The 20,387-nt window shown below is 34.3% G+C and carries 19 protein-coding genes and 4 pseudogenes; 6 read left to right on the top strand and 17 right to left on the bottom strand.

What is annotated here, in order from left to right:
* Window positions 1–180 precede the first annotated feature (180 nt).
* The 9 genes from AN161_RS24155 to AN161_RS24120 all read right to left on the bottom strand — a co-directional run bounded on the left by AN161_RS24155 (window position 181) and on the right by AN161_RS24120 (window position 8,613).
* A complete protein-coding gene (locus AN161_RS24155) occupies window positions 181–381 on the bottom strand; it encodes a hypothetical protein (protein WP_343069294.1) in 201 nt (66 codons plus the stop codon).
* A gap of 333 nt (window positions 382–714) precedes the next feature.
* A complete protein-coding gene (gene topB / locus AN161_RS24150; RefSeq protein ID WP_053596861.1) occupies window positions 715–2,844 on the bottom strand; it encodes a type IA DNA topoisomerase in 2,130 nt (709 codons plus the stop codon).
* Window positions 2,845–3,176: 332 nt separating this feature from the next.
* Window positions 3,177–3,533 (bottom strand): hypothetical protein, encoded by a 357-nt coding sequence (locus tag AN161_RS24145; protein ID WP_053596860.1) that lies wholly within the window; start codon window positions 3,531–3,533, stop codon window positions 3,177–3,179.
* Window positions 3,530–3,766 carry a hypothetical protein gene (locus tag AN161_RS24140; RefSeq protein WP_053596859.1) on the bottom strand — a complete coding sequence of 79 codons (237 nt, stop codon included), beginning with the start codon at window positions 3,764–3,766 and terminating at the stop codon, window positions 3,530–3,532. Before AN161_RS24140 ends, AN161_RS24145 begins: the two co-directional genes overlap by 4 nt.
* Window positions 3,767–3,925, bottom strand: coding sequence for a hypothetical protein (locus AN161_RS30820; protein WP_241774637.1), 159 nt, complete (start codon window positions 3,923–3,925; stop codon window positions 3,767–3,769). It lies immediately after the preceding gene.
* A 314-nt stretch (window positions 3,926–4,239) separates the two neighbouring features.
* A complete protein-coding gene (locus AN161_RS24135) occupies window positions 4,240–4,755 on the bottom strand; it encodes a hypothetical protein (protein ID WP_343069272.1) in 516 nt (171 codons plus the stop codon).
* Between the two features lie 191 nt (window positions 4,756–4,946).
* Window positions 4,947–5,453, bottom strand: coding sequence for a PadR family transcriptional regulator (locus AN161_RS24130; protein WP_053596857.1), 507 nt, complete (start codon window positions 5,451–5,453; stop codon window positions 4,947–4,949).
* Between the two features lie 6 nt (window positions 5,454–5,459).
* Window positions 5,460–7,925 carry an ABC transporter permease gene (locus AN161_RS24125; protein WP_053596856.1) on the bottom strand — a complete coding sequence of 822 codons (2,466 nt, stop codon included), beginning with the start codon at window positions 7,923–7,925 and terminating at the stop codon, window positions 5,460–5,462.
* Window positions 7,894–8,613: an ABC transporter ATP-binding protein gene (locus tag AN161_RS24120; RefSeq protein ID WP_053596855.1), complete on the bottom strand. Its 720-nt coding sequence runs from the start codon at window positions 8,611–8,613 to the stop codon at window positions 7,894–7,896. The genes AN161_RS24125 and AN161_RS24120 overlap by 32 nt, the downstream gene beginning before the upstream one ends.
* 242 nt (window positions 8,614–8,855) lie before the next feature.
* Between AN161_RS24120 and AN161_RS28330 the strand changes: the two are divergent.
* Window positions 8,856–9,526: pseudogene (locus AN161_RS28330) on the top strand (transposase); the annotation flags it as partial.
* Window positions 9,527–9,604: 78 nt separating this feature from the next.
* On the top strand, window positions 9,605–11,032 hold the full coding sequence (locus AN161_RS24110) for a serine hydrolase domain-containing protein (protein ID WP_053596853.1): 1,428 nt from the start codon (window positions 9,605–9,607) through the stop codon (window positions 11,030–11,032).
* Between the two features lie 403 nt (window positions 11,033–11,435).
* Here the strand turns inward: AN161_RS24110 and AN161_RS24105 are convergent, their stop codons facing one another.
* A complete protein-coding gene (locus tag AN161_RS24105) occupies window positions 11,436–11,618 on the bottom strand; it encodes a hypothetical protein (protein WP_053596852.1) in 183 nt (60 codons plus the stop codon).
* Between the two features lie 217 nt (window positions 11,619–11,835).
* Here AN161_RS24105 and AN161_RS24100 point away from each other — a divergent pair, with 217 nt between their 5' ends.
* Both AN161_RS24100 and AN161_RS24095 read left to right on the top strand, forming a co-directional pair.
* Window positions 11,836–13,650 carry a prenyltransferase/squalene oxidase repeat-containing protein gene (locus AN161_RS24100; protein ID WP_053596851.1) on the top strand — a complete coding sequence of 605 codons (1,815 nt, stop codon included), beginning with the start codon at window positions 11,836–11,838 and terminating at the stop codon, window positions 13,648–13,650.
* A 127-nt stretch (window positions 13,651–13,777) separates the two neighbouring features.
* Window positions 13,778–14,065 (top strand): hypothetical protein, encoded by a 288-nt coding sequence (locus AN161_RS24095; protein ID WP_053596850.1) that lies wholly within the window; start codon window positions 13,778–13,780, stop codon window positions 14,063–14,065.
* Window positions 14,066–14,602: 537 nt separating this feature from the next.
* Here the strand turns inward: AN161_RS24095 and AN161_RS24090 are convergent.
* Complete coding sequence (locus tag AN161_RS24090; protein WP_053596849.1) at window positions 14,603–14,926, bottom strand: hypothetical protein; 324 nt, start codon at window positions 14,924–14,926, stop codon at window positions 14,603–14,605.
* Between the two features lie 252 nt (window positions 14,927–15,178).
* Here AN161_RS24090 and AN161_RS24085 point away from each other — a divergent pair.
* A pseudogene (locus AN161_RS24085) lies at window positions 15,179–15,409 on the top strand (NAD(P)/FAD-dependent oxidoreductase); the annotation flags it as partial.
* Window positions 15,410–15,687: 278 nt separating this feature from the next.
* On the opposite strand, the gene AN161_RS24080 reads toward AN161_RS24085, so the two are convergent.
* On the bottom strand, window positions 15,688–16,278 hold the full coding sequence (locus tag AN161_RS24080; protein WP_053596847.1) for an undecaprenyl-diphosphatase: 591 nt from the start codon (window positions 16,276–16,278) through the stop codon (window positions 15,688–15,690).
* Between the two features lie 556 nt (window positions 16,279–16,834).
* Between AN161_RS24080 and AN161_RS24075 the strand changes: the two genes are divergently transcribed.
* Window positions 16,835–17,233, top strand: a complete 399-nt coding sequence (locus tag AN161_RS24075; RefSeq protein ID WP_053596846.1) for a hypothetical protein — start codon at window positions 16,835–16,837, stop codon at window positions 17,231–17,233.
* A 139-nt stretch (window positions 17,234–17,372) separates the two neighbouring features.
* Here the strand turns inward: AN161_RS24075 and AN161_RS24070 are convergent.
* The 5 genes and pseudogenes from AN161_RS24070 to AN161_RS24050 all read right to left on the bottom strand — a co-directional run.
* Window positions 17,373–17,948, bottom strand: a pseudogene (locus AN161_RS24070) (methyltransferase domain-containing protein); the annotation flags it as partial.
* 7 nt (window positions 17,949–17,955) lie between these two features.
* Window positions 17,956–18,258: pseudogene (locus AN161_RS24065) on the bottom strand (TetR-like C-terminal domain-containing protein); the annotation flags it as partial.
* A 25-nt stretch (window positions 18,259–18,283) separates the two neighbouring features.
* Window positions 18,284–18,493, bottom strand: a complete 210-nt coding sequence (locus tag AN161_RS24060; protein ID WP_053596843.1) for a hypothetical protein — start codon at window positions 18,491–18,493, stop codon at window positions 18,284–18,286.
* A 192-nt stretch (window positions 18,494–18,685) separates the two neighbouring features.
* A complete protein-coding gene (locus tag AN161_RS24055; protein ID WP_053596842.1) occupies window positions 18,686–19,216 on the bottom strand; it encodes a GNAT family protein in 531 nt (176 codons plus the stop codon).
* A 109-nt stretch (window positions 19,217–19,325) separates the two neighbouring features.
* Window positions 19,326–20,192 (bottom strand): GNAT family N-acetyltransferase, encoded by an 867-nt coding sequence (locus tag AN161_RS24050; RefSeq protein ID WP_053596841.1) that lies wholly within the window; start codon window positions 20,190–20,192, stop codon window positions 19,326–19,328.
* Window positions 20,193–20,387: the final 195 nt, after the last annotated feature.

Below are 20,387 nucleotides of genomic sequence, written 5' to 3'. Positions count from 1 at the left end.
TTATTCATTACTCTTTTCTATGAATACTATACGGCATCCCTTTAGTATTCTTTCCTTGCGGTATCCATTCATAGTTTAGCTCTCGTTTAATTTAAAATCACTCTTTATTAATGAACAAAAATAAAAAAACATGGGAGAAATAACATTAAATGCTTTTACCCCCTCCAATAATTGTTTAGCTTATTTCAATGACCAATTATTATGACAATCTGGACATTCCCAATACAAAATTCTGTCTGCTTCTAACTTTGTGATTCCAATTTTTCTCGTAAAATGCGTTGCATTATACGATTTTTGCTGTTCTTTTGGTATTTCATCACCTTGTAAGCTAACACGACAGTGAGGGCAACGCTCTACATAATCTGCTAACAAATCTCTCACTCCATACAATGATTTACTCTTAATTTAACTAAACAATTCGACATTAGAACCATCAACATTTCGAGCAACTCTATAACGAATTAGTGGTTTCAAGCTCATTTATTCACCTTGTAGAAAATCCAAAATCTAAAGTGTATAAATTCAATAAAAAACATTTGGATATTAACTCTGATTTAGAGAGTAATTTACGTCTAGAAAACTTAAGCTCTCTTTCTTGATACTTATAAGACTATAAGCCCCGATGAAACAAAGAAAAAAGAAAATTTCAAAAAACTACAAGATGAATTCAATTTATAAGTTTTTTGCTGAATAGATTAAAAATCTCTTCCGCTTTTATTTTTCATTAAACTCAAATTCAATTTTTCCTTCTACCAAACGGAGTGACGCATTAAATTGTTTACCATTCTTTGATTTAAACCCTTTAACTACAGCTGTTTTACCAATCTTACATAAATCATTAATGTTCTTTTCAGTTAGTTTTTTTCCTAATAGCCTTCCTGGGAACGTTTGCTTACATCCATTTTTATAATTCGAACAACCGTAAAAACTTTTACGCAAACCTATCTTTCCTACTTTACATGTTGGACACGTCACAATATCTTTCACAGTAGCTGGTTTAAACTGCTCAGCTTCAATTGTAAGTGACTCTATCTGTTTAGGCACTTCCGCTATTAATTGATTAACAAACTTGCCTATGCTTTCAATAAAATGTTTTGCAGAGCCTTCACCACGACCAATTTTATTTAAGTAAATTTCCCATTTCGCAGTCATAGATGGACTTGAAAGTAATGTCCCTTCAATTGCCCGACATAAAAGCTCCCCTTTAGGCGTAATGCTCACTATGTTTTTTCGTACCTCAATAAATCCATGCTTTTTAATCGTCTCTATAATGCCACTCCGAGTTGCTTCTGTACCAATACCTTCAATCGATTTCAGCACCTCGATTTCCTCTTCATCCTCAACTGATTTACCACATGTTTTCATCATCGTAATGAGTTGCCCTTCTGTATAAGACTTAGGAGGCGTTGTCGTGCCTTCTAGAATAGAAACCTTACTTTGTACCATCTCATCTTGGAAAACGACAGGTAACGACTCTTCACGCTCCTGTAACTCTTTTCCACTTGAAAACAATTCTTTCCAACCTTTTACAAGTTCTGTTTTCCCTACCGTTTTAAACTCTATATTTTTGACATTTGTTATAATCGTTTTTTCATCGTATTCATAATCTTGGTGAAACATGGCGAGTGTCGTATTGACTATTTCGAAATAAATATTTCGTTCATCAACATTCATTGATTGTAACGCTTTTTCTGTCGGCACTTTTTTCGTTGGAATAATAGCATAGTGCTCCCCAACGTTGGCACTGTCGACGTAGCGTTTGTTATTCCCTCGATTTATCGTATTAAATGACTTTCCCACGAGCTGCTGATATTTTGCCAATGATTCATTTAAATAAGCAAACTCATTATGTGTAATGAGCTGTGAATCGGTACGTGGGTAAGAAACGAGCTTTTTCTCATAAAGTGATTGCGTAAGTTTCAACACATGCGACGGACTGTATTTCCAACGTTTATTCGCGGTGGCTTGTAATGTTGATAACGCATGTAGTTTGGGTGGTGCAATACGCTTCTTTTTATTTGTTACACTCGTAATTAGACCTGTATCCATCGGTTCAACCCCATGTTGTTGCAATAATTGCACAGCCTCGGTCCGCTCTTTTGTTTTTAACTTTGCCTTCCCTTTATATACACCATTTTGTGCTTTAAAAATTCCTTCAATTTCATAAAATTTTTCAGGCTTGAAATGTTCAATTTCCTGTTGTCTTTTATAAATTAAATATACGGTTGGCGATTGCACACGACCGATAGAGATACTACCCTTAAAGCCTTTTTTTTGTAAAAGTAGCGTATATAGGCGACTACAGTTCATACCTACTAACCAATCGCTAATTTGACGTGTTTTTGCTTCTTGGTACATAAGCAAATCACGCTCATTACTTTGCATATTATTAAAACCTTTTCGAATTTCCTCAACCTCTAATGAATTGATCCATAATCGTTTAACAGGCTTTTTTACTTTCGTCATTTTTAAAAGTGAGTAGAAGATATTTGAACCCTCACGTTCACTATCGCAACAATTATAAATCATTGTTACTTGCGGATCACTAAAGATTTTTTTGACAGCATTAAATTGTGAATACATTTTAGAGACAACTTTATCTTCAAATTTTTGTGGAATGATAGGTAATGATCCAAGCGACCATTTCTCCCATTCCTTTTGATATTCTTTTGGTTCCTTTAATTCAACAAGATGACCAACTGCCCAGGTAATTACTGCACCATTAGGAAAAGTAGAACAAGGTTCCAGTTCAATAAATGTTTTCTCTTTTTGTTTTATTTTAAATGCGTCTGCATAAGCTCTTGCTTGAGATGGTTTCTCTGCCAAAATACATACGTATCCCATTTATAGGTCAATCTCCTTCATTCTTTATTTTACAAGGTATAAGTCTTGTTCGGCCTTTTTAATAAGTCAAACAAGTCAATGTCAAATAATATAACGCTCAAAAATGCAAAAATTATTTAACACTTTATAATTCCCCTTTGTTAAAAATTTTCATATCTGTTTACTCCTAATCCTATTATTACTTCTAACTTCTCATATTTTAATAGTCATTTCGAATTTCCTCATTAATCATCACATCTTCTTTAAAATATTTTAGTAGCTTTTTATATAAAAACAAATAAACTCAACTAATCAGATTAGTTGAGTTTATTGTGAAATACCTTACTACTATTTTACTTTAAACAATTTAAAATATCACTTACTAAAATCTTTGTACCAGAGGCACCCTTCAAATATTTTAAATCTCCAGTCGCAAGCCAATCGATTTCGTCTAGCTTCATTAAAATTTGTGCAATTTTGACAGAATCAGGCTGCTGTGATTTAACTAAGTAATTTTCATTTATCACTTTATTACCAACTATCGCTAATGCATTTAAACATGTAATATGTGTCATTCGATAAAGCTTATTATCATCCCATTCATCAGGGAACAATTCTTTAATTGTATTGAAATAAAACAAACATAAGTTTAACTTTTTCTCTTTAGGAATTTTATCAAGTACAGATTTTTTAGTTAAAAGCTTAATCAAATTATAAAGATTTTGTAAGGTAATATTCTTTTCTTTACTACGTTTACCTGTAAGCGTTCCCTTGTTGAAAAACGGGCTTCAGGTTTCAAGATTAGGTTTGTTGCTACCCAGCTAATATCATCCTTATCGCGATTCAAATAACGACTTAATGACGTACCTATTCCTTTTGCTTTTGTATTAATGACATCAAACAGCAATTCCTTTACCTTTACAATCATTTGATATATAAACACTTACTTCTCCAGCTCCAGAATATACTGCTCGGTAGATACCGGTGAAATTGCAATCCAACCGACTACTAGCTTTTCTAGCACTACCACAAAACGCAACGTTGCATGATGTCCTTCATCCCACATATATTCACTTGGTACCTCTGTTTGAAATGTTGCCATCCCTGTTTCGATTCCTTCTTTATAAATTTTTAATACCTCTTGTATAAGGATAATAAAGTTATTGAATTTTGATTAATAAAAGCTAAGAGCCTTACTACATTCTATGTAGCAAGGCTCTTTAAAGTTGTTTCAAATTACATCCATCTGTTTATATAATACTTAAAAAATGAATAATAAAGTTGTTTACTTCTTATTGAACTAACGCATCTGTTCAAAGAATAGATTAATATCTTGTTTCCACTAATTATTAAAAGGCGATTATAACTTGTATATGCCATAATTGTGCGAATTTTGAAGTTCAAACTTACTTCTGCCTATTTTTTGGGAAACAATGTATAAGACCATGAATAAATAAAGTCAGCAATAAATACAATTCCCCAAATTACACCTATTGCAAACGCAGCATCATTTGGATAAGGTGATCCTTTAGCATTTTCATTTCCTAGCCACGAAAAATCACTTAAGTACATCTTTATTTCTGCCAAACTTTCTGTACCAATTACCCACAGAATAGCTTGAACTGTAATGAACAAAACTAAATGAATATAGGATGATACACGATATTTCTTTGCAATATATTTAGGATTATTATTTTTTTCAATAATCTCATAATCTTTATCAGTCAATAATTCAACGCCACGTAACTTGCCAATTTTTTTACGCATCCAACGATCCAATTTGATAAAATCGAGTATACCAAATGTAAAAGCATAAATGATAAAGATGATAATAACGATTTGAAAAGTTGATATTTCTCCTGTTTGACGATAGACATACAGTCCGAGTAATCCCTCAATTATCAACAAAAACAGAAATAAAAAAATAAACATTAGGCTATATCGAGTTTTTTTAAAAAAATAGCGAAATATACCGAATAAGATCAGGGATCCCAATGACAATACCTCTATAGAGATAAACAATTCCCAATTGTAATCAAGGATAACATCCAAAAAATTTTCACTCCCCTTCAAAAGATTGAATAACGGCAAAGGTTTTTAAAAGAGAAAACCTTTACCTAGAATTATGGTCTATTTCGATTTTCAACTTGATTTATCCAGTTTAAATCTGCTTCTAAATGCAAGAGGGTACCATTGATTAATAAATACCTATTCTCGTCACCTTGAAGAAGAAATTCCGTTTTAAATTTAGTCAATTCCATGACATCTTTCATTATCATCGCTTTTTGTTGATCAAGCATTTTCTTTTCTTGTTCGAAATCAATCTTACGAGCACAGCTCCATTTAAAATGAAAGTCTTCTTTAGTAGAATGATAGGGTACAGGTTCCAGTAACCAATTTTCCAACTCTTTTTTACCTTCCGTAGTGATTTCATAAAGTTTTCTTTCTTGGTCATCCATTCCTACAGATAAGACAAGTTGATCACGTATTAGACGGTCTAGAGTCGTATAAATTTGACCAGGATTAATTTTTCCTTTAACTCCCAGATGGGATTCTAGCTCTAGTTTTAATTCATACCCATGATTTTTTTGTAAAAATAGCAGTGTTAATATTCCGTACTTAACCGACATAATTGCTTAACCTTCTTTGAGTGATGATATAATATTTATTTTACTAGCTGTAGTACTGGAAATCCAAGAAGCAAGGAGACTTAGAGAAACACCAGCAATCAGTGCCAGAATAATATTCCCTAAAGGTAATTGAAAAGATATAAACCCTCCCAATAGTTCGGATTGGCTAGTTGTATAAAGTAAAACTACACCCGAAATTATACCACCAATAACCCCCGACAATCCTATAAGTAAACCTTCTCCAATGATCATCTTTTTAACTTGCTGTTTCGTAAAACCAAGCGCTCGCATTGTCCCTATCTCGGTGGTGCGTTCCAACGTATTCATTAATAAAGTGTTTGCTGTACCGATACTAGCTAGTCCAATGATTAAAACTAACATGATTAAAATCAACTCATTCATACCGGTTAATGCTGAAGTAGTTGATTTAATTTCATCTTCTACTGTTTCTACTTTTGAGAGATGAGTGCTGAAATCCAACCATAACTCATTACGTAATTGTTCACCAGTATATCCGTCATTTAAAGTTAATAATATGTCGAAATGATTCGCCCAACCAAATTTATTATTTAAATGATTCTCATTCATAAATGCAACATAGCCTGAGTAATTCGATGTTTTCACTACATCAAGGACTTCAAGTTGTTGTTTACCTGAGGGTGTATTAATGTAAATATATTCTCCTATATTTCCACCCCATTCATCAAAAGCTCTTTCGCCGAGGATAACAGAAGGTTCCTTTGCCAGTTCATAATATAAATTGTCTTTATTAGAACTTTCAAATAAGGTGGGGCCTTCTTCATCTACAGCAAAAATGGAAAACTGTCTCTTCTCCCCATCAGTGGTTACCCATGTAATTGGCTTAGCTTCCGTTAAAGGATCAACATTTACAACAGCATCATACGATAGTAACTTTTCTATATCCTGATTAGACCAAGGTGCTTCTGATGAAACTCTCAGGTCTCCTCCATACGTATTCCCGATTTCATTTTCATAACCTTCAGGTGCGGATTCAATAACAGCACTTAGTAATAGTATCACTGCAATCCCCACAGCAAGAATAGCAGCAGTATTAGCATTTCGATTTAATTGTTTTGTAAGGGTTTGCGTTGCCAGACTACCAGAGTAGCCGAAGATTAATTTTAAAATAGGTTTAAATATCCTGCTCACACCAAGTAACAATAATGGAAACAACAAAATGGTGCTTACTAAAATCGCTAAATAAGAGATGGGATGATTGATAAATACAAAAGCAAGCAAGCCAACACCTAGAACTGCCCTAACTATGTACAGGCTTCTCGATGATTGGGTTTGATTTGCCATTTTTAATGTCAATAACACAGAGGTTTTCCCCGCATTGTAAATAGGAAATAATGAAGATACAACAGGAAATAAAATTCCAACTACTACAGCTATTAATGCAGGTATTTTCCAATTTAATGTGTAAACCATGTCAAATTCAAATACGCTTAGTAAAGTTTGCATGAACATATCCCCAAGCCAAATTCCCATAGGCACCCCAACAGCTGTACCTATTAGCCCCAACAGTAGTACTTCAATAAGAATAAGTCTGGAAACAGAACTTTGTAGATATCCGAAACTTTTCATGATTGCAAATTCCTTTTTTCGCTCCATAACACTTGTATAAATCATATTAAAAACAATGAATCCGCTAATAAACATAGATAACCCAGCAATTAAGTAAAAGAACGTATATAGTCCCCCGATATCGTTACTTTGCCGATCATCCGCGACAACTGGTTGTACATATACATTTGAATTACGAAATTCTTCCTGGAGAGATTGAAAAAGTTTCTCTCCTTCTTCAGTTGTTTGAAATCTTACATAGGAAAGTTTGTCCTCCATACCAGTCCATTCTTGTAGCAATTCAAGTGGAGCCATGATTCGGAAGCTGGTTGATTCAGCACGCTCCCAGTTACTCGGACTTGCAAGCAACTGCGTATATTCAACAATGGCGGAAACCTTAGCTTCTCCCAAATCGGTAAACCTAATTGTATCTCCTACGTTTTTATTTAACAGATTTGCAACAGCTTTTGGTATCACCAAACCTTCATTATCCAAACTCCCTTCGATAACAGGAAGTTTCAGTAAAGAACTGCTTTGATCATTCACGCCTGTAATTCGGACGGATCTTTGATTTAAAGATTGATCACCCTCCAGCTCAAAAAAGGCTTGTTTATCAAGTGCAAGCATGGTTTCCGTCACAATTGGGCTAGTTAAAACTGACGAAACCACATCCTCAGAGTAAGTATGTTCATCGCTTAGAACCCAATAATCCGCATTTGCCACATACATTTCTTCATAATAATCGAAAACATCATTTGTTGTTTTGTCTGCAATAAGCATAGATGTTACAAAAGCTATACCTAAGATTATCCCAAGTAGGGAAATGAAAAACCTTTTTTTATTTTGTGTTATATTACGCCAAGAAATTCGCCACATATTTAGCATAATCATCATCCTTTCTAGAAATCACTTGATCAATAACACCATCCTTAAAAAGAATAATTCGATCAGCAAACCCAGCTGCGAAAATATCATGCGTTACCATGATGATTGTTTGATTATTCTCTCGATTGAATCTTGATATTAATCCGAGTATTTCTTCGGCTTTACCTCTATCTAAATTTCCTGTTGGTTCATCGGCTAATAGAACAGAAGGGTTATTAACTAACGCCCTGGCTATAGCAACTCGTTGTTGTTGACCGCCACTCAGCAAATTAGCACGTTTCCGACCAAGTCCTTTCAATCCGACAGAATCAAGTAGTTCTATAATAATTTGGTTCTTCTTTTTAGTTAAACTACCATCTGCATGAAGAGGGAAAGCTATATTTTCTTCTACACTTAATGTAGGGAGTAGCTGGTAATTCTGAAAAATAAAACCGATATACTTTCTACGAAATATCGTTCTTTCTTTTTCCGTCATATTACTTAAATTACTTTGATTTATTACTATATCTCCTTCAGTAGGGACATCAAGACCCCCTAAAAGTTGTAGTAATGTGCTCTTTCCAGAACCACTTGGGCCCATTACAGCCACAAATTCGCCTTCTTCAACGTTCAAATCAAAACCCTTCAAGACTTGAGTTCTTTCTTGCCCCTGTATAAATTCCTTTTTCAAATTTCTAACTTTAATCATGTTTTAATTCCTCCTATCCTTTCGAAATTATTATATACTAAGTATATAGTACATAAAAGTAAAATCGTTTAAATTTCATTATAAATTATGTATTTTTTATAAAAGACCCCCTAAGTATAATATATACTTAGTATACATTATACTTAAATATTGTATAATGATAATAAAGTCGTCACTTTATCGTAAGCCCGTATTCAAATAACGCATATAAACACGCAGCACCTCCGGTACTATAAAGGTACTCTGGTAATTCTAGAAATGGTTCCTATACGTGTATGCTACATACTGAGTTTGGTGATCTTCAACTTGCTATCCCTCGAAATCGTAATGGAGAATTTAAACAACAAACCGTAGTGCCCTATCGCCGTTCAAACGATACACTAGAAGCGTTCGTGATTCATATGTTTCAAAAAGGCGTGACAAACGCTGAAATTGCCGATCTCATCGAGCGGATGTATGGTCACCATTACACACCACAAACGATTTCGAACCTCACAAAGGTGATGTCTGACGAATTTCTGATCGCCAAAAAATCTGTGACGATTTCAAAAAGGTTTACCGTGCAGATAACTTGGAAAATGCACAGAAAGCGCTCCAAGATTTCATTGAAAAGTGGAAAACACTCTATCCCAAAGTCACAAAACCGTTAGCTGCCAATCCTTATATACTCACGTTCTATAGCTTTCCAAAATCCATTTGGCGTAGTATTTACTCCACCAACTTGATTGAATCATTCAATAAACAAATCAAGATATATAGCAAGCGTAAGGAGCAATTCCCCAACGAAGAATCGTTAGAACGCTTTCTAGTTTCACAGTTTTAAGAATATAATCAACGGTTCGCCACCAGGTACCATATAGGTTTTGACAAAGCTCTAGCAGAACTTGAAAATCTGTTCAAAACGAAAGAATAAAAGAGCGTCTACAAGAAAAGGAAAAACTTATTTACACAAAATTATTGACGGTACCTAATTTTTCAAAAAGGAGAGTTTATGAATAAGATTATTGTTTTTGTATTAACGATATTTATATTATTCTCAGGATTCGCAACACAAAGTTATGCGTTGTCAGATTCGAAATCTGCGGCAATTCAAGCGTTGCTAGATGATGCCCGTCGTATATCAGGTGTGCCGGGAATGTCAATCTCAATACTTGCTGATGATGAAGTGTTCTACTTTTCTTCAGGGTATGCAGACCGTGAAAAGGGGTTGTCTGCAAGTGAAAATACACTCTATGAGTTAGCCTCGGTCAGTAAAGCTTTTACCGGTATGGGTATTATGCTGTTGGAAGAGCAAGGGCTGCTCTCAATGACTGACCCTGTCCAAAAATATTTACCTTGGTTTACGTTAAAGTATCAAGGGAAACCTGTTGATATGCAAAGCCTTACACTAAATAACTTTCTTTACCATACCAGTGGTCTAACAAATATTAGGCATACTCAAAATATTCCTCAAGGCAATACACCGGATATGTTGCAAAAGACTGTGGAAATGCTCGTGGATGCTGAATTGGCGTTCCCTCCCGGTGAACAGTATAACTATGGAACTGTTAATTATGACGTATTGGGTTTGGTTATTGAGATTGTGTCGCGACAAAGCTATGAAGACTTTATGAGGGAACAGGTATTTCAGCCATTAGGTCTTCACCAGACGTATGTTTATAAAGAAGATGCTCAAGCCACTGGACAGTTGGCGCAGGGCTACCGTTCTTCCTTTTTTATGACAACTCCATTTAAAGCTCCGGATTATGCTGGGAATAAACCCGCAGGCTACATCATTTCTAATACAAAAGATATGGCGCGTTGGATGGGCATACAGATGGGTATCGTGCAGGACATACCCGAAATATTTCACACGGTTATCGAAAAATCACATAAGGGTGATATGTCTGTTTCGGCTGTCAACGATATGTATTATGCGGCAGGTTGGTCGGTAAACACCGACCAAACGATTATAGAACACACTGGGGGCAATCCAAATTTCAGAACCGAAGTAGCCATACTGCTAAATGAACGAACAGCTGTCTGCTTGCTGAGCAACGGTGCAAATACCAATATAAACCTGGTACTAAAAGTTAAAGATATATTAGACGGCAATCTAACTCAGTCATATGAAATAAGCGGCACACAGCTTTTGGATATCACTTTGTCGTCTATCACAATTATTCTTTGCCTATTGGCCGTTTTGTTATTTCTCTTAGGATTACGCAGAAGGAAAACGAATGAGCGGCAGCCAATGACAAAAAAGAGAATAATCGTAACAATTATTTTCCTGATCGCTACGATTGCCCTGGGTATACTGTGCTGTGCTTTAGATTGGTCAACGATACTTATTTGGCAAACATATAGTGTTCTTACAGCTTTGATTTCGTCAGCATTATTAACAGCAAGCATTACATGGTTTGTATACACTCACCGATAAAATACCTTGCTCCCAAGATAAGCATAATGTTAAGTAATTAAATTTCAATTTATCGGTATGCTTAATTTGAAAAACATAAGACACTTCGGTGTCTTTTTTAATATCATCGACAATTTTCCCAGCCAAACCTAATTACTATTACTTCCACTAACTTGTTCGTTCGGAATAAGGATTTTTAAACAACTATATTATTTTTTAAATGACTTTATTGTAAATTAAACAACTTTATTATTTCTGCACACCTCTGCTATATGCAAGCCAATCGAATGAGTGTTTAGTGAGTTATCTTTTATTCCATTTCAATTAATTTTATTTGATAATCTTCGCTTAACTTAACATTTACCCATTCGTTAGCATTAGATATCTATTTTATTGATTGTATTTGAATCTGTAGCATTATATTTTAGCTATATGATAACGCTAATTCAACAGGTGATTTCGTTTCAAAAGGTGAAACAACAAACCCGATGACATCTCCTTTGTCAAAAGTACTATTAACTGCATTAATAACATTTTCGCTAAATACCTCTTTACCACCTACATACGTAATTAAGGTTATATGTTTAATATTTAAAGAGTCACTCATTTCAACTGAAATGCCACCCCCGTTATGGATAAGATAGATTATTAGTTTATATGAGCTAATTTCATTAAATATAGAATTTTGGGTGATTTATGTAATTTCAACTCTCCCCCTCCCCAATTCTCCGCACTTGTCTATTTCTCTTTATAACTCTCATCATAATATATCTTAATTACAATTCATTTTTACAAATGCAAAAGGAGAGGGTGTAAAAACTTAAATGAATCTAACAAATGAGATTAACCAAAAAATACAACAAATTATTAAAAATCTGAAGCAAGACCAATTTAATGATGGCTCGTGGAGATATTGTTTTGAAAATGGACCAACGACCGATGCAAATATGATTATCCTGTTAAGATTATTAGATTATGATGATGAGAATCTTATAAAGAAACTTGTTGCACGTCTACTTCAGCAACAACAAAATAACGGTGCCTGGAAGCTCTATGATGATGAAAAAGGAAATTTATCTGCAACAATTGAAGCATATACAGCTCTTTTATTTTCCGGACATTTGAATAAAGATGATCCGTCGATGAAATTAAGTGAACAATTTATTGTGAAGAATGGAGGACTTGAAAAAAGTCATATTTCTACGAAGTGTTTACTAGCTATTACCAACTTATACCCTTGGCCAAAACTATTTCCTATCCCACTTAGTATCATGAATATACCAAAGTTTCTAACATTTAATTTTTTTCATTTCAGCTCATACGTACAAGCACACTTTCTTCCTATCTTAATATTAGGACACGATAAATTTGTAGTTACTAATAAATGGACGCCTGATTTACAACATTTATTTTTATCTCAAAAGAAATATAAAGCACTTAAAAAGAAAAAAAGATGGTTTAATTTATTTAAAAAGATATTGCCTACTTATAAGGATTCAACGAGGCTAAAAGCTGAACAACATATATATAATTGCATTGAAAAGGATGGGACATTATATAGTTACTCAAGTTCTACATTTTTTATGATTTATGCACTACTTTCTCTAGGTTATAAAAAATCTTCTCCTATTATTAAAAATGCTATTGGCGGTATTAGATCTTTTTTATACGAAAAAGGAGATGTTTTTCATATTCAAAACTCTCCTTCGACTGTTTGGGACACTGCGCTAATTTCTTATTCCTTACAAGAATCGGGTCTTACCATTAAGGATCCAGCTATCCAATTAGCTTCGAACTTCTTAATGGAATTACAACACAAACACTCTAATAAAGGATGGGGTTTTTCAGAAAGCAACTCCATTAATCCTGATGTTGATGATACACAAGCGGCATTAAGGGCACTATCTAATTTTACATGTAGTCATTCTAAATTTCGTATAGCCTGGAATTCGGGCGTTAATTGGTTATTAACCATGCAAAACAATGACGGAGGCTGGGGAGCATTTAATAAAAATAGTCCTTCATACATTAAATGGCTTTTCCCCATACAGAGTTTTGAAGACACTGCTATAGATCCTTCTGCTGCTGACATCACCGGCAGGACATTGGAATTTCTAGGGAATCATTTAAATTTGACTATGCAACATCCTCGTGTAATGAACAGTGTAAAATGGCTAATAAAGAATCAAACTAATGATGGTTCATGGTACGGACGTTGGGGGATATCTTACATTTATGGTACATGGGCCGCTATCACAGGCTTAAAGGCAGTTGGGGTTTCATCTGATCATCAAACTATTCAGAAAGCAAAAGAGTGGTTGTTAAATATAAGACAACCTGACGGAGGCTGGGGTGAATCATGCCAGAGTGATTTGCATAGAGAATATATTCCTTTGCCCTATTCTACACTAGTGCAAACTTGTTGGGCGGTTGATGCATTAATTTCTATCTCTGAGTTTCCTACAAAAGAAATCACAGAAGGAATTATAAGAATTTTAGAATGGCAAAATACAGAAACTAGTCGGATCTCTTATCCTACAGGTGCAGGTTTACCAGGACACTTTTATATATACTATCACAGCTATCAATACGTATGGCCTTTGGTTACATTGAGCCATTACTTAAAAAAATACAATTAGTTCATTATTGGAGTTTTTTTTGAAAAAATAGTTAATCTATCTACCCCCCTCCTTCTTCATCTCATATACTATATTGTTCCTATCTTTATCTCTGTAATTTACTTTTATTTGAAAGGAGGTTATGTCAATGTCCAATATTGATCCTAGTTTAATGCGTGTTTTCCGACAAAGAATTAGAAACCCTCATTGTTTCGGTCGTGTATGTGGAGTTCTTAGATCATGCAACCATCGTCAGTTAAGAAGTCCCGCAGGTGCATACGGTCTTGTTGATCGTCTATCTGATTGCTGTGGAGTACCTGTAACAAAAGCTCAGAGAGATCATGCAGCACACTGGCTTATGAATTGTGGAGTTGATCCCCAAAACACAGCTCATCGAAGAAGGATGTGGGGTATTGTTAGGGGAGGTTTGTGGTAAACCGAAACACTTTTAGAACTATGCATAAAGAATCTTAAATGTTATTAAGTAGACAATCAATCCAATTAAAGGAATTGAGGCAGTAGTGAACATTGGATACCAAACGTAATCTAGAAGTAATTAAAGACGGTCATTAAATATATTCCCTAATTGTTTAATTAAATAGCCCTAAAATGAAAAATTGGCGCTGATCCTTATTCCAGGAAAGCGCCCGATTGTAAAAGACTCGGAAAGCCGGTAGCCTCATTGGAGTGACTTTCTTGGCATTCTCAGAGCAATTGATTGAAATTAGCGCCCATCGCACACACTGATGTAACTTTGGCATAAAGTTTGATAAAAGGGAGATCACAAAACCTTATTTAGCAGCTAACAAAAAACTCCATTTTGAATAAAGATTGATCAAAATGGAGTCACGCTATTAAGTTTAGTATAAGAATTTTATATTAAACTTTGAACATTTGAATGAATCCTATTCAACAAACTCACCCGATTGCTTAAGTATGGTTATTCATATTTTTAGTAGTTTTCATTATTATGTCATAAATTTTCTAAACTGGTTTTAGGTATAATAGATTTGGTACTAGTTTTAATCTTAGATATTATTTGATCTCTTGGACCATTTAACCACTCAGAATTACTATAAAATTCCCGTTGTGAGTTCTCCAAATGTTCACTATTTTCATATTCTCTTATTAAATAATACGAATCAGGATTATGTAAAGATTGACCATAACTAATAACTTTCATTTTTTCTTTTTCGTGAAGAGGAATACTTTGTTCTACCATTATCTTGTGAAATTCAGTTCCAGTACCTTCTTCTAATTTGTATAATAATATTTCTAGTATAGCTTCCCTATTCATAATCTACCTTCTCCTTTTATAAAATGTAAGTGAATAAAATCCATTTTAAGAAAAAATCTATGCAATCATTCTATCTCATTTTATCAACTCTCTATTCATTTCTATTACATGATAACACCATGCTTTCCTTAATGTGTTTTTTATGGTGAACTTCTTCGTTTGTTGCGTAAGAAATGCAATTCCAACACGCTCTTAATATATTTTATTGATCATTCTTTTATAAAAAAGTTTGATCATTTCTATGATATTTCTTCCATTCAAAATATTATTTGGTCAACAGGATTTGTTCCTGACTATAAATGGATAGACATAGAGGGAATTTTAGATGCAAAAGGTTTTCCTCTTCATAAAAGAGGTGTGAGTCCAACACAAGGGTTATATTATATTGGATTACCGTGGCAACATCAAAGAGGATCGGCACTTATTTGTGGCGTAGGAAAAGATGCTGAGTTTTTATATTCAGTTCTGAAAAAGATGAATTAAGTTTATCAAAAGGGACGGTCTGTGCATCCCTACTATTAGAGGGACCGTCAGGAAAATATGAATTTACAATGTAAAGGAAATTTCAATAATAAAAAGCCCAACTTCTCTGCAAATTAAACTATAAAAAATAAAAGAGCCGCATTAAAATGCGACCCTCATCTTGGCTTATATTCTTATTTGATAATTTTAAACAAACTCTACGCAATAACTATAGAACCCCATCCTTGATAAAAAATAAATCATCAATAAGATTTGTCGATAGTCTCTTATTGCAACTTCTAATGACTGTATTTTCCTAGGATTGGAATATGTTTCGTTAGTCTTTTATACATGGAGAATATTATTTGTACTACAGGCTCCAATTTTTTTGAGAACTGCACAACTATCATACTTGCTCCTAAAGAAAGAAGAGCGCCGCCAATCACGTCCGCTGGATAATGGACTCCGACGAATATACGCGAAATACCAACAATGATGGCCCATACTAATACGGGGTACTTCCACGAGTCTTTTCGTAGAAGCAACGTACATGCTACAGAGAATACTAATACTGCATGATCACTTACGAACGAAGAATCAGTTGCATGAGGTACTAACTGATGAACATGGTATGTCACGAATGGACGTCGATGATAGTAGACAGAATGAAGGATTGCGTTTAGGGCCAATCCAAGTAAACAGGTGAAGACAATGTATATAGCAGTATATTGTTTTTCCACTCTTTTTTCTTTGTTTCCAGTAAACCATAAAAATAACATGAATACGATTACGACATAAGGAACGCTATTAGTGATGAAAATCATACCTTTATCCAGAAAAGGATAGCGGCCCGCTATATCATTAATCCAGTGAAATAGTCCATAATTCATTATTGTTTATCTCCTTGCTTTTATACTTTTGGTCCTCAGATAATTCAAGTGAACAAATTTGCATATTAAATGTAGCAAGTGTTTCTGAATGTTCTCTAAAAATCACGATCAATTATAGTTCAAAAATAGAGACATAAATCACATGATACAAATTGAATACCTGATTGCTTTCATAAATGACGACATCATTAGCCTCATGGTTGCTTTAACTTCTTTCAGCAAATGTTTTTGTACCGAAAGCGTAGCGACAGGTACAGAAGTCCCCCATGAACTTAAGACTCCCTCGTGATCATAAGGAGTTACGCTAGCTTAATAATATAAAAAAAGATAACTTTTTGGCTGTCCCCCACATAAGGCTAAGAATTGGAATCTTTATAGAACGAAAATACGCTCTTATGCATATTCTCGTTTTATATTTAGTTGTAATCTTAATCTTACGTACTAATGTCCTCTCCTATTTTGCATAACAAGATAAAATCATTAAATAGAAAATATTATAGTAAGCTAGCAAAAATCAGTATAAAGGTGATAAAATATTATAAAGGGGGCTACAAATATGGGGAGACTAAGCAAAAGGAATATACTGTGGATTGTGCCAATCGGGATTTTAGGGGTATTCTGGTATTTTTACGGTCCACAAAAGGACATTACAGATAATGAATATATTACATATGTTAAAAACTATTCATTTGAAAATAGTAATAAATCGTTAGAATCTGGCTTTGCCAACACTTGTAAAAATCCATATTGGGTATATTTTGAAACTCAAAAAGGACAGGACGTTGTAGAATTTAAAGGAGAGTGTCCTGTCAATAATAAAACTGAAAAAGTGAATGTTCAATTTTTAGTTGATCGGGATATGACAAATGTGAGATACGGTGCAATGCTAGTCGATAATAAAATGCTGGAGGAAGCGGATCGAGATAAATACCTAGTCGCTTTAGTAAGTGAATAAATAAAATGAAGTTCTCGTTTGAACAGCGAACGAGAGCTTCATTTTATTTAATCGACGGATAGGAAGGTCGAACTGACGGATTGAATTACTCAACCGACGGGATAACACCTCTCTACATTCGATAAAGAGCTCTTATTAATCATTTCACAGCTTTCCAAATGGTCCATCGATCCTTTTCCACTATAGAACCCTCAGTTAAAATGGCCTGATCAATATAATTCACTAAGTCATTTAATTCTGTATCGTCTAATTCATGTAAAATACTTCTACCTGTTCGTTCCCGTAAATCGTTTAATAATTGCTCTTTCTGTTCATACTCGTTTCTTGTTTCCAATAACTTTACTTCTGTAATCTCGCTAAAACCAATTTCCTTCAGGGTCTCAACGACTAGCTCACTGCTATGTCTGCGTTTAACTTCTTGTTCCTTTAATTTTGGAAACCGTTCAAAGAAATAGCCTCTAATATGGCTGTCATCTCCCTTAAGAAGACAATCTTCAGGAGTCCGGTCTTGGATAATATAGACCCCTTTATCCTCCAAAATCCTATATACCTCTTGAAAACAATCCTTTACATCTTGGATATGATGTATTAATGCTCGTTCCAGGACTAACTGAAAGCTGTCATCGTCTAATCCTGTAGCCAGTGCATTTCCTTGCTTGAAAGTTATATGATGATATTGTTTACAGTTTTCTTTTGCCCCAACGAGCATCATTTGTCTACTCCTACTCGCTATCTTTTTCAATAATTGAACGTAATTCACTAGCTTCAAAAGGTCCGTTTATCATTGTTTCTACCAACATAGTAGCAATTTCCTCTGGAGATTGTTGCATATCGTGTTGCAGCCAGTACGTAATAACCCTTAAAAGGGCATTTGAGTTATACGCTAATATTAATTCAATTGGAAACCTCCATTTGCTTTTATCAATACGATTAACTAGATAAGTATTGAAGTATCTCACGAAAAACTGTCTCATTTTTTCATGGAAAAATGGATCACCTTGTGTTCCTAATACTTCTTCATAACTTTTTGCATGAGTTTTTTTATTTTGTTTATTTTACGGACTGGATAATATTTAGTTCAAGTATTCGAATTTCCTTATTCAGCTTTGTAATGGCTGCTTCTATTTGTTCAAAGCGTTCCAAATAACTTTTACTGACATTGTGCGTGGGTAGCGCATCTTTTAACGCTGCCTGCCCTGCATATAGAATTTCAAGTGAATCCAACTTTTCAAAATAAGCTGTGCTATATTGTATCTCCATTCTCTCAAAGCCCCTTACTGTTACTTTTTCACTACTAATAAAAATCGATGTATTTACTAGCACTATAACCGAAAAAAGCAAGCACAAAACCATGTCTTAGTTATCATTTATTATCCAACAAAAGGTATAACCTATGCTAAAAAATATTTTTCCGTAGGTTAAGAGAATTTATTCTCAAGAAAAAGAAATTCATTATTCATTTTTTAAAATGGAATAGACAAACGTATCGTGTGCCTGCCCATTTTGATACATATAATCTCTAAGAATTCCTTCCTTTTGAAAGCCCATTTTCGTTAGCAACCTATTCGAGGCTTCATTTTCAATAAATACAACAGCACCTATACGAGTCAGCCCCATATGCTGAAATCCATACGACACAATTTCGGTAACCGCTTCTTGTGTATATCCTTTTCTCCAATAATCAGGATGAATTTCATAACCGATTTCTGCTCGTTTATGTATAGGCGACCAGAGGTTTAAACCAATCGTTCCAATTATTTCCTTTGACCCTTTTCTCTCAATTCCCCATCGTATCCCTCTTTTTTCAGCAAAGTTCTTTGAAAATAATTTCACTAAATTTTCTGCTTGCTGTATCTCAACGAATGGCTCTTGTCCATAATAGCGTGTGACATCTTCATTAGAAAAACATTTAAAAACGTCCTCCGCATCATCCTGCGTAAGCTCTCTTAAAATAAGTCTTTCTGTTTCTAAATAAGGAAACATTTTATTCTCCCCCTTTAATATCATCTATTCTCCACGCTTCCATTAAAATCCTTTTGAAATAAAAAAGAGGCACACCCAATTAAAGTGTACCTTCTTTGTTTAAGTAATCTTATCCAAAAATTTGAGCGGCAATGGTAAATAGTGTATTATTTCTTGTCGGCATTTTTTCAGCATGAAGAATCATAACGGGAGGTGTGTTTGCCTCTGTAAAGCCACTTTGTTCTAACCATTTCATTAATTCAGCGTGACCAGATGGTATATCAATTCTTAATTTTCCATCATGGTCTTTCGCTAAAATATTTATTATAAGACTAGCTGTTTTAGAATCAGGTGCTATAATTGGGCCTAAAATTAGATTGATTGGCCCTAAAATGGACATGCCAAAGCCTATAATATTTGCCTGATGATCTCTCATAACGATACAGCGCTTAGATTGTTTAATCCTATTCCTTAGAAATTTACTTCTTTTATCTCCAAAGGCAGCTGCATCTAAGCTGACAATATCAGTAAAGTCCTGCTCATTGAAATCTTCAATTGTACACTCGTTAGTAGCTAAGTTATGTGCACCTATATAACTGTCAGCCAGATATTTATGAACATAATCTACAGTGGTAAAGCCCATTTTCTTATATAACGGTTCCCCGTCTTTCGTTGCAACGAGCAGTATCACTGTATGTTCTGAAACACTTTCAATACATTTTTGAGTGGCTAATTTGCCTAGACCGAGTCCTCTGTAATTTTCATGCACAATGACCATGCCAATCGAAGCTAAATTTGAATCATATGTGATGATGGCAGCACTTGAAACTATTTTCCCCTCAGCATTTTTGTGACCAAATATTTTGCCTGACAACATAACCGTTCTAATTTCGAATTCATCGTAATCCCACCCAACAGAGTCAGAAAGAGCAATTAATCCTGGAATATCATTTTCATTAAATAATACTAGCTGTAATTGATTATGATATGTAGTCATTTATTCTCCCTTCAGCAAGAACATTTGTTTCTATTTTATATGGATACTATAATATTTACAAGTGGACTTTTTAAAAAATTTAGATTTATCATCAAAAATTGGTGATGACATTTTATAAAACGTAGCAATTTTAATACGTTGATTGGTGTGGAGGCTGGGCGACTCCTTGGGGATCAGCGTCGCAGATGAGACCCT

It is taken from the genome of Lysinibacillus sp. FJAT-14222 (assembly GCF_001278875.1).
Lineage (GTDB): Bacteria > Bacillota > Bacilli > Bacillales_A > Planococcaceae > Lysinibacillus > Lysinibacillus agricola.
This window is presented reverse-complemented; position numbering and strand designations above follow the sequence as displayed.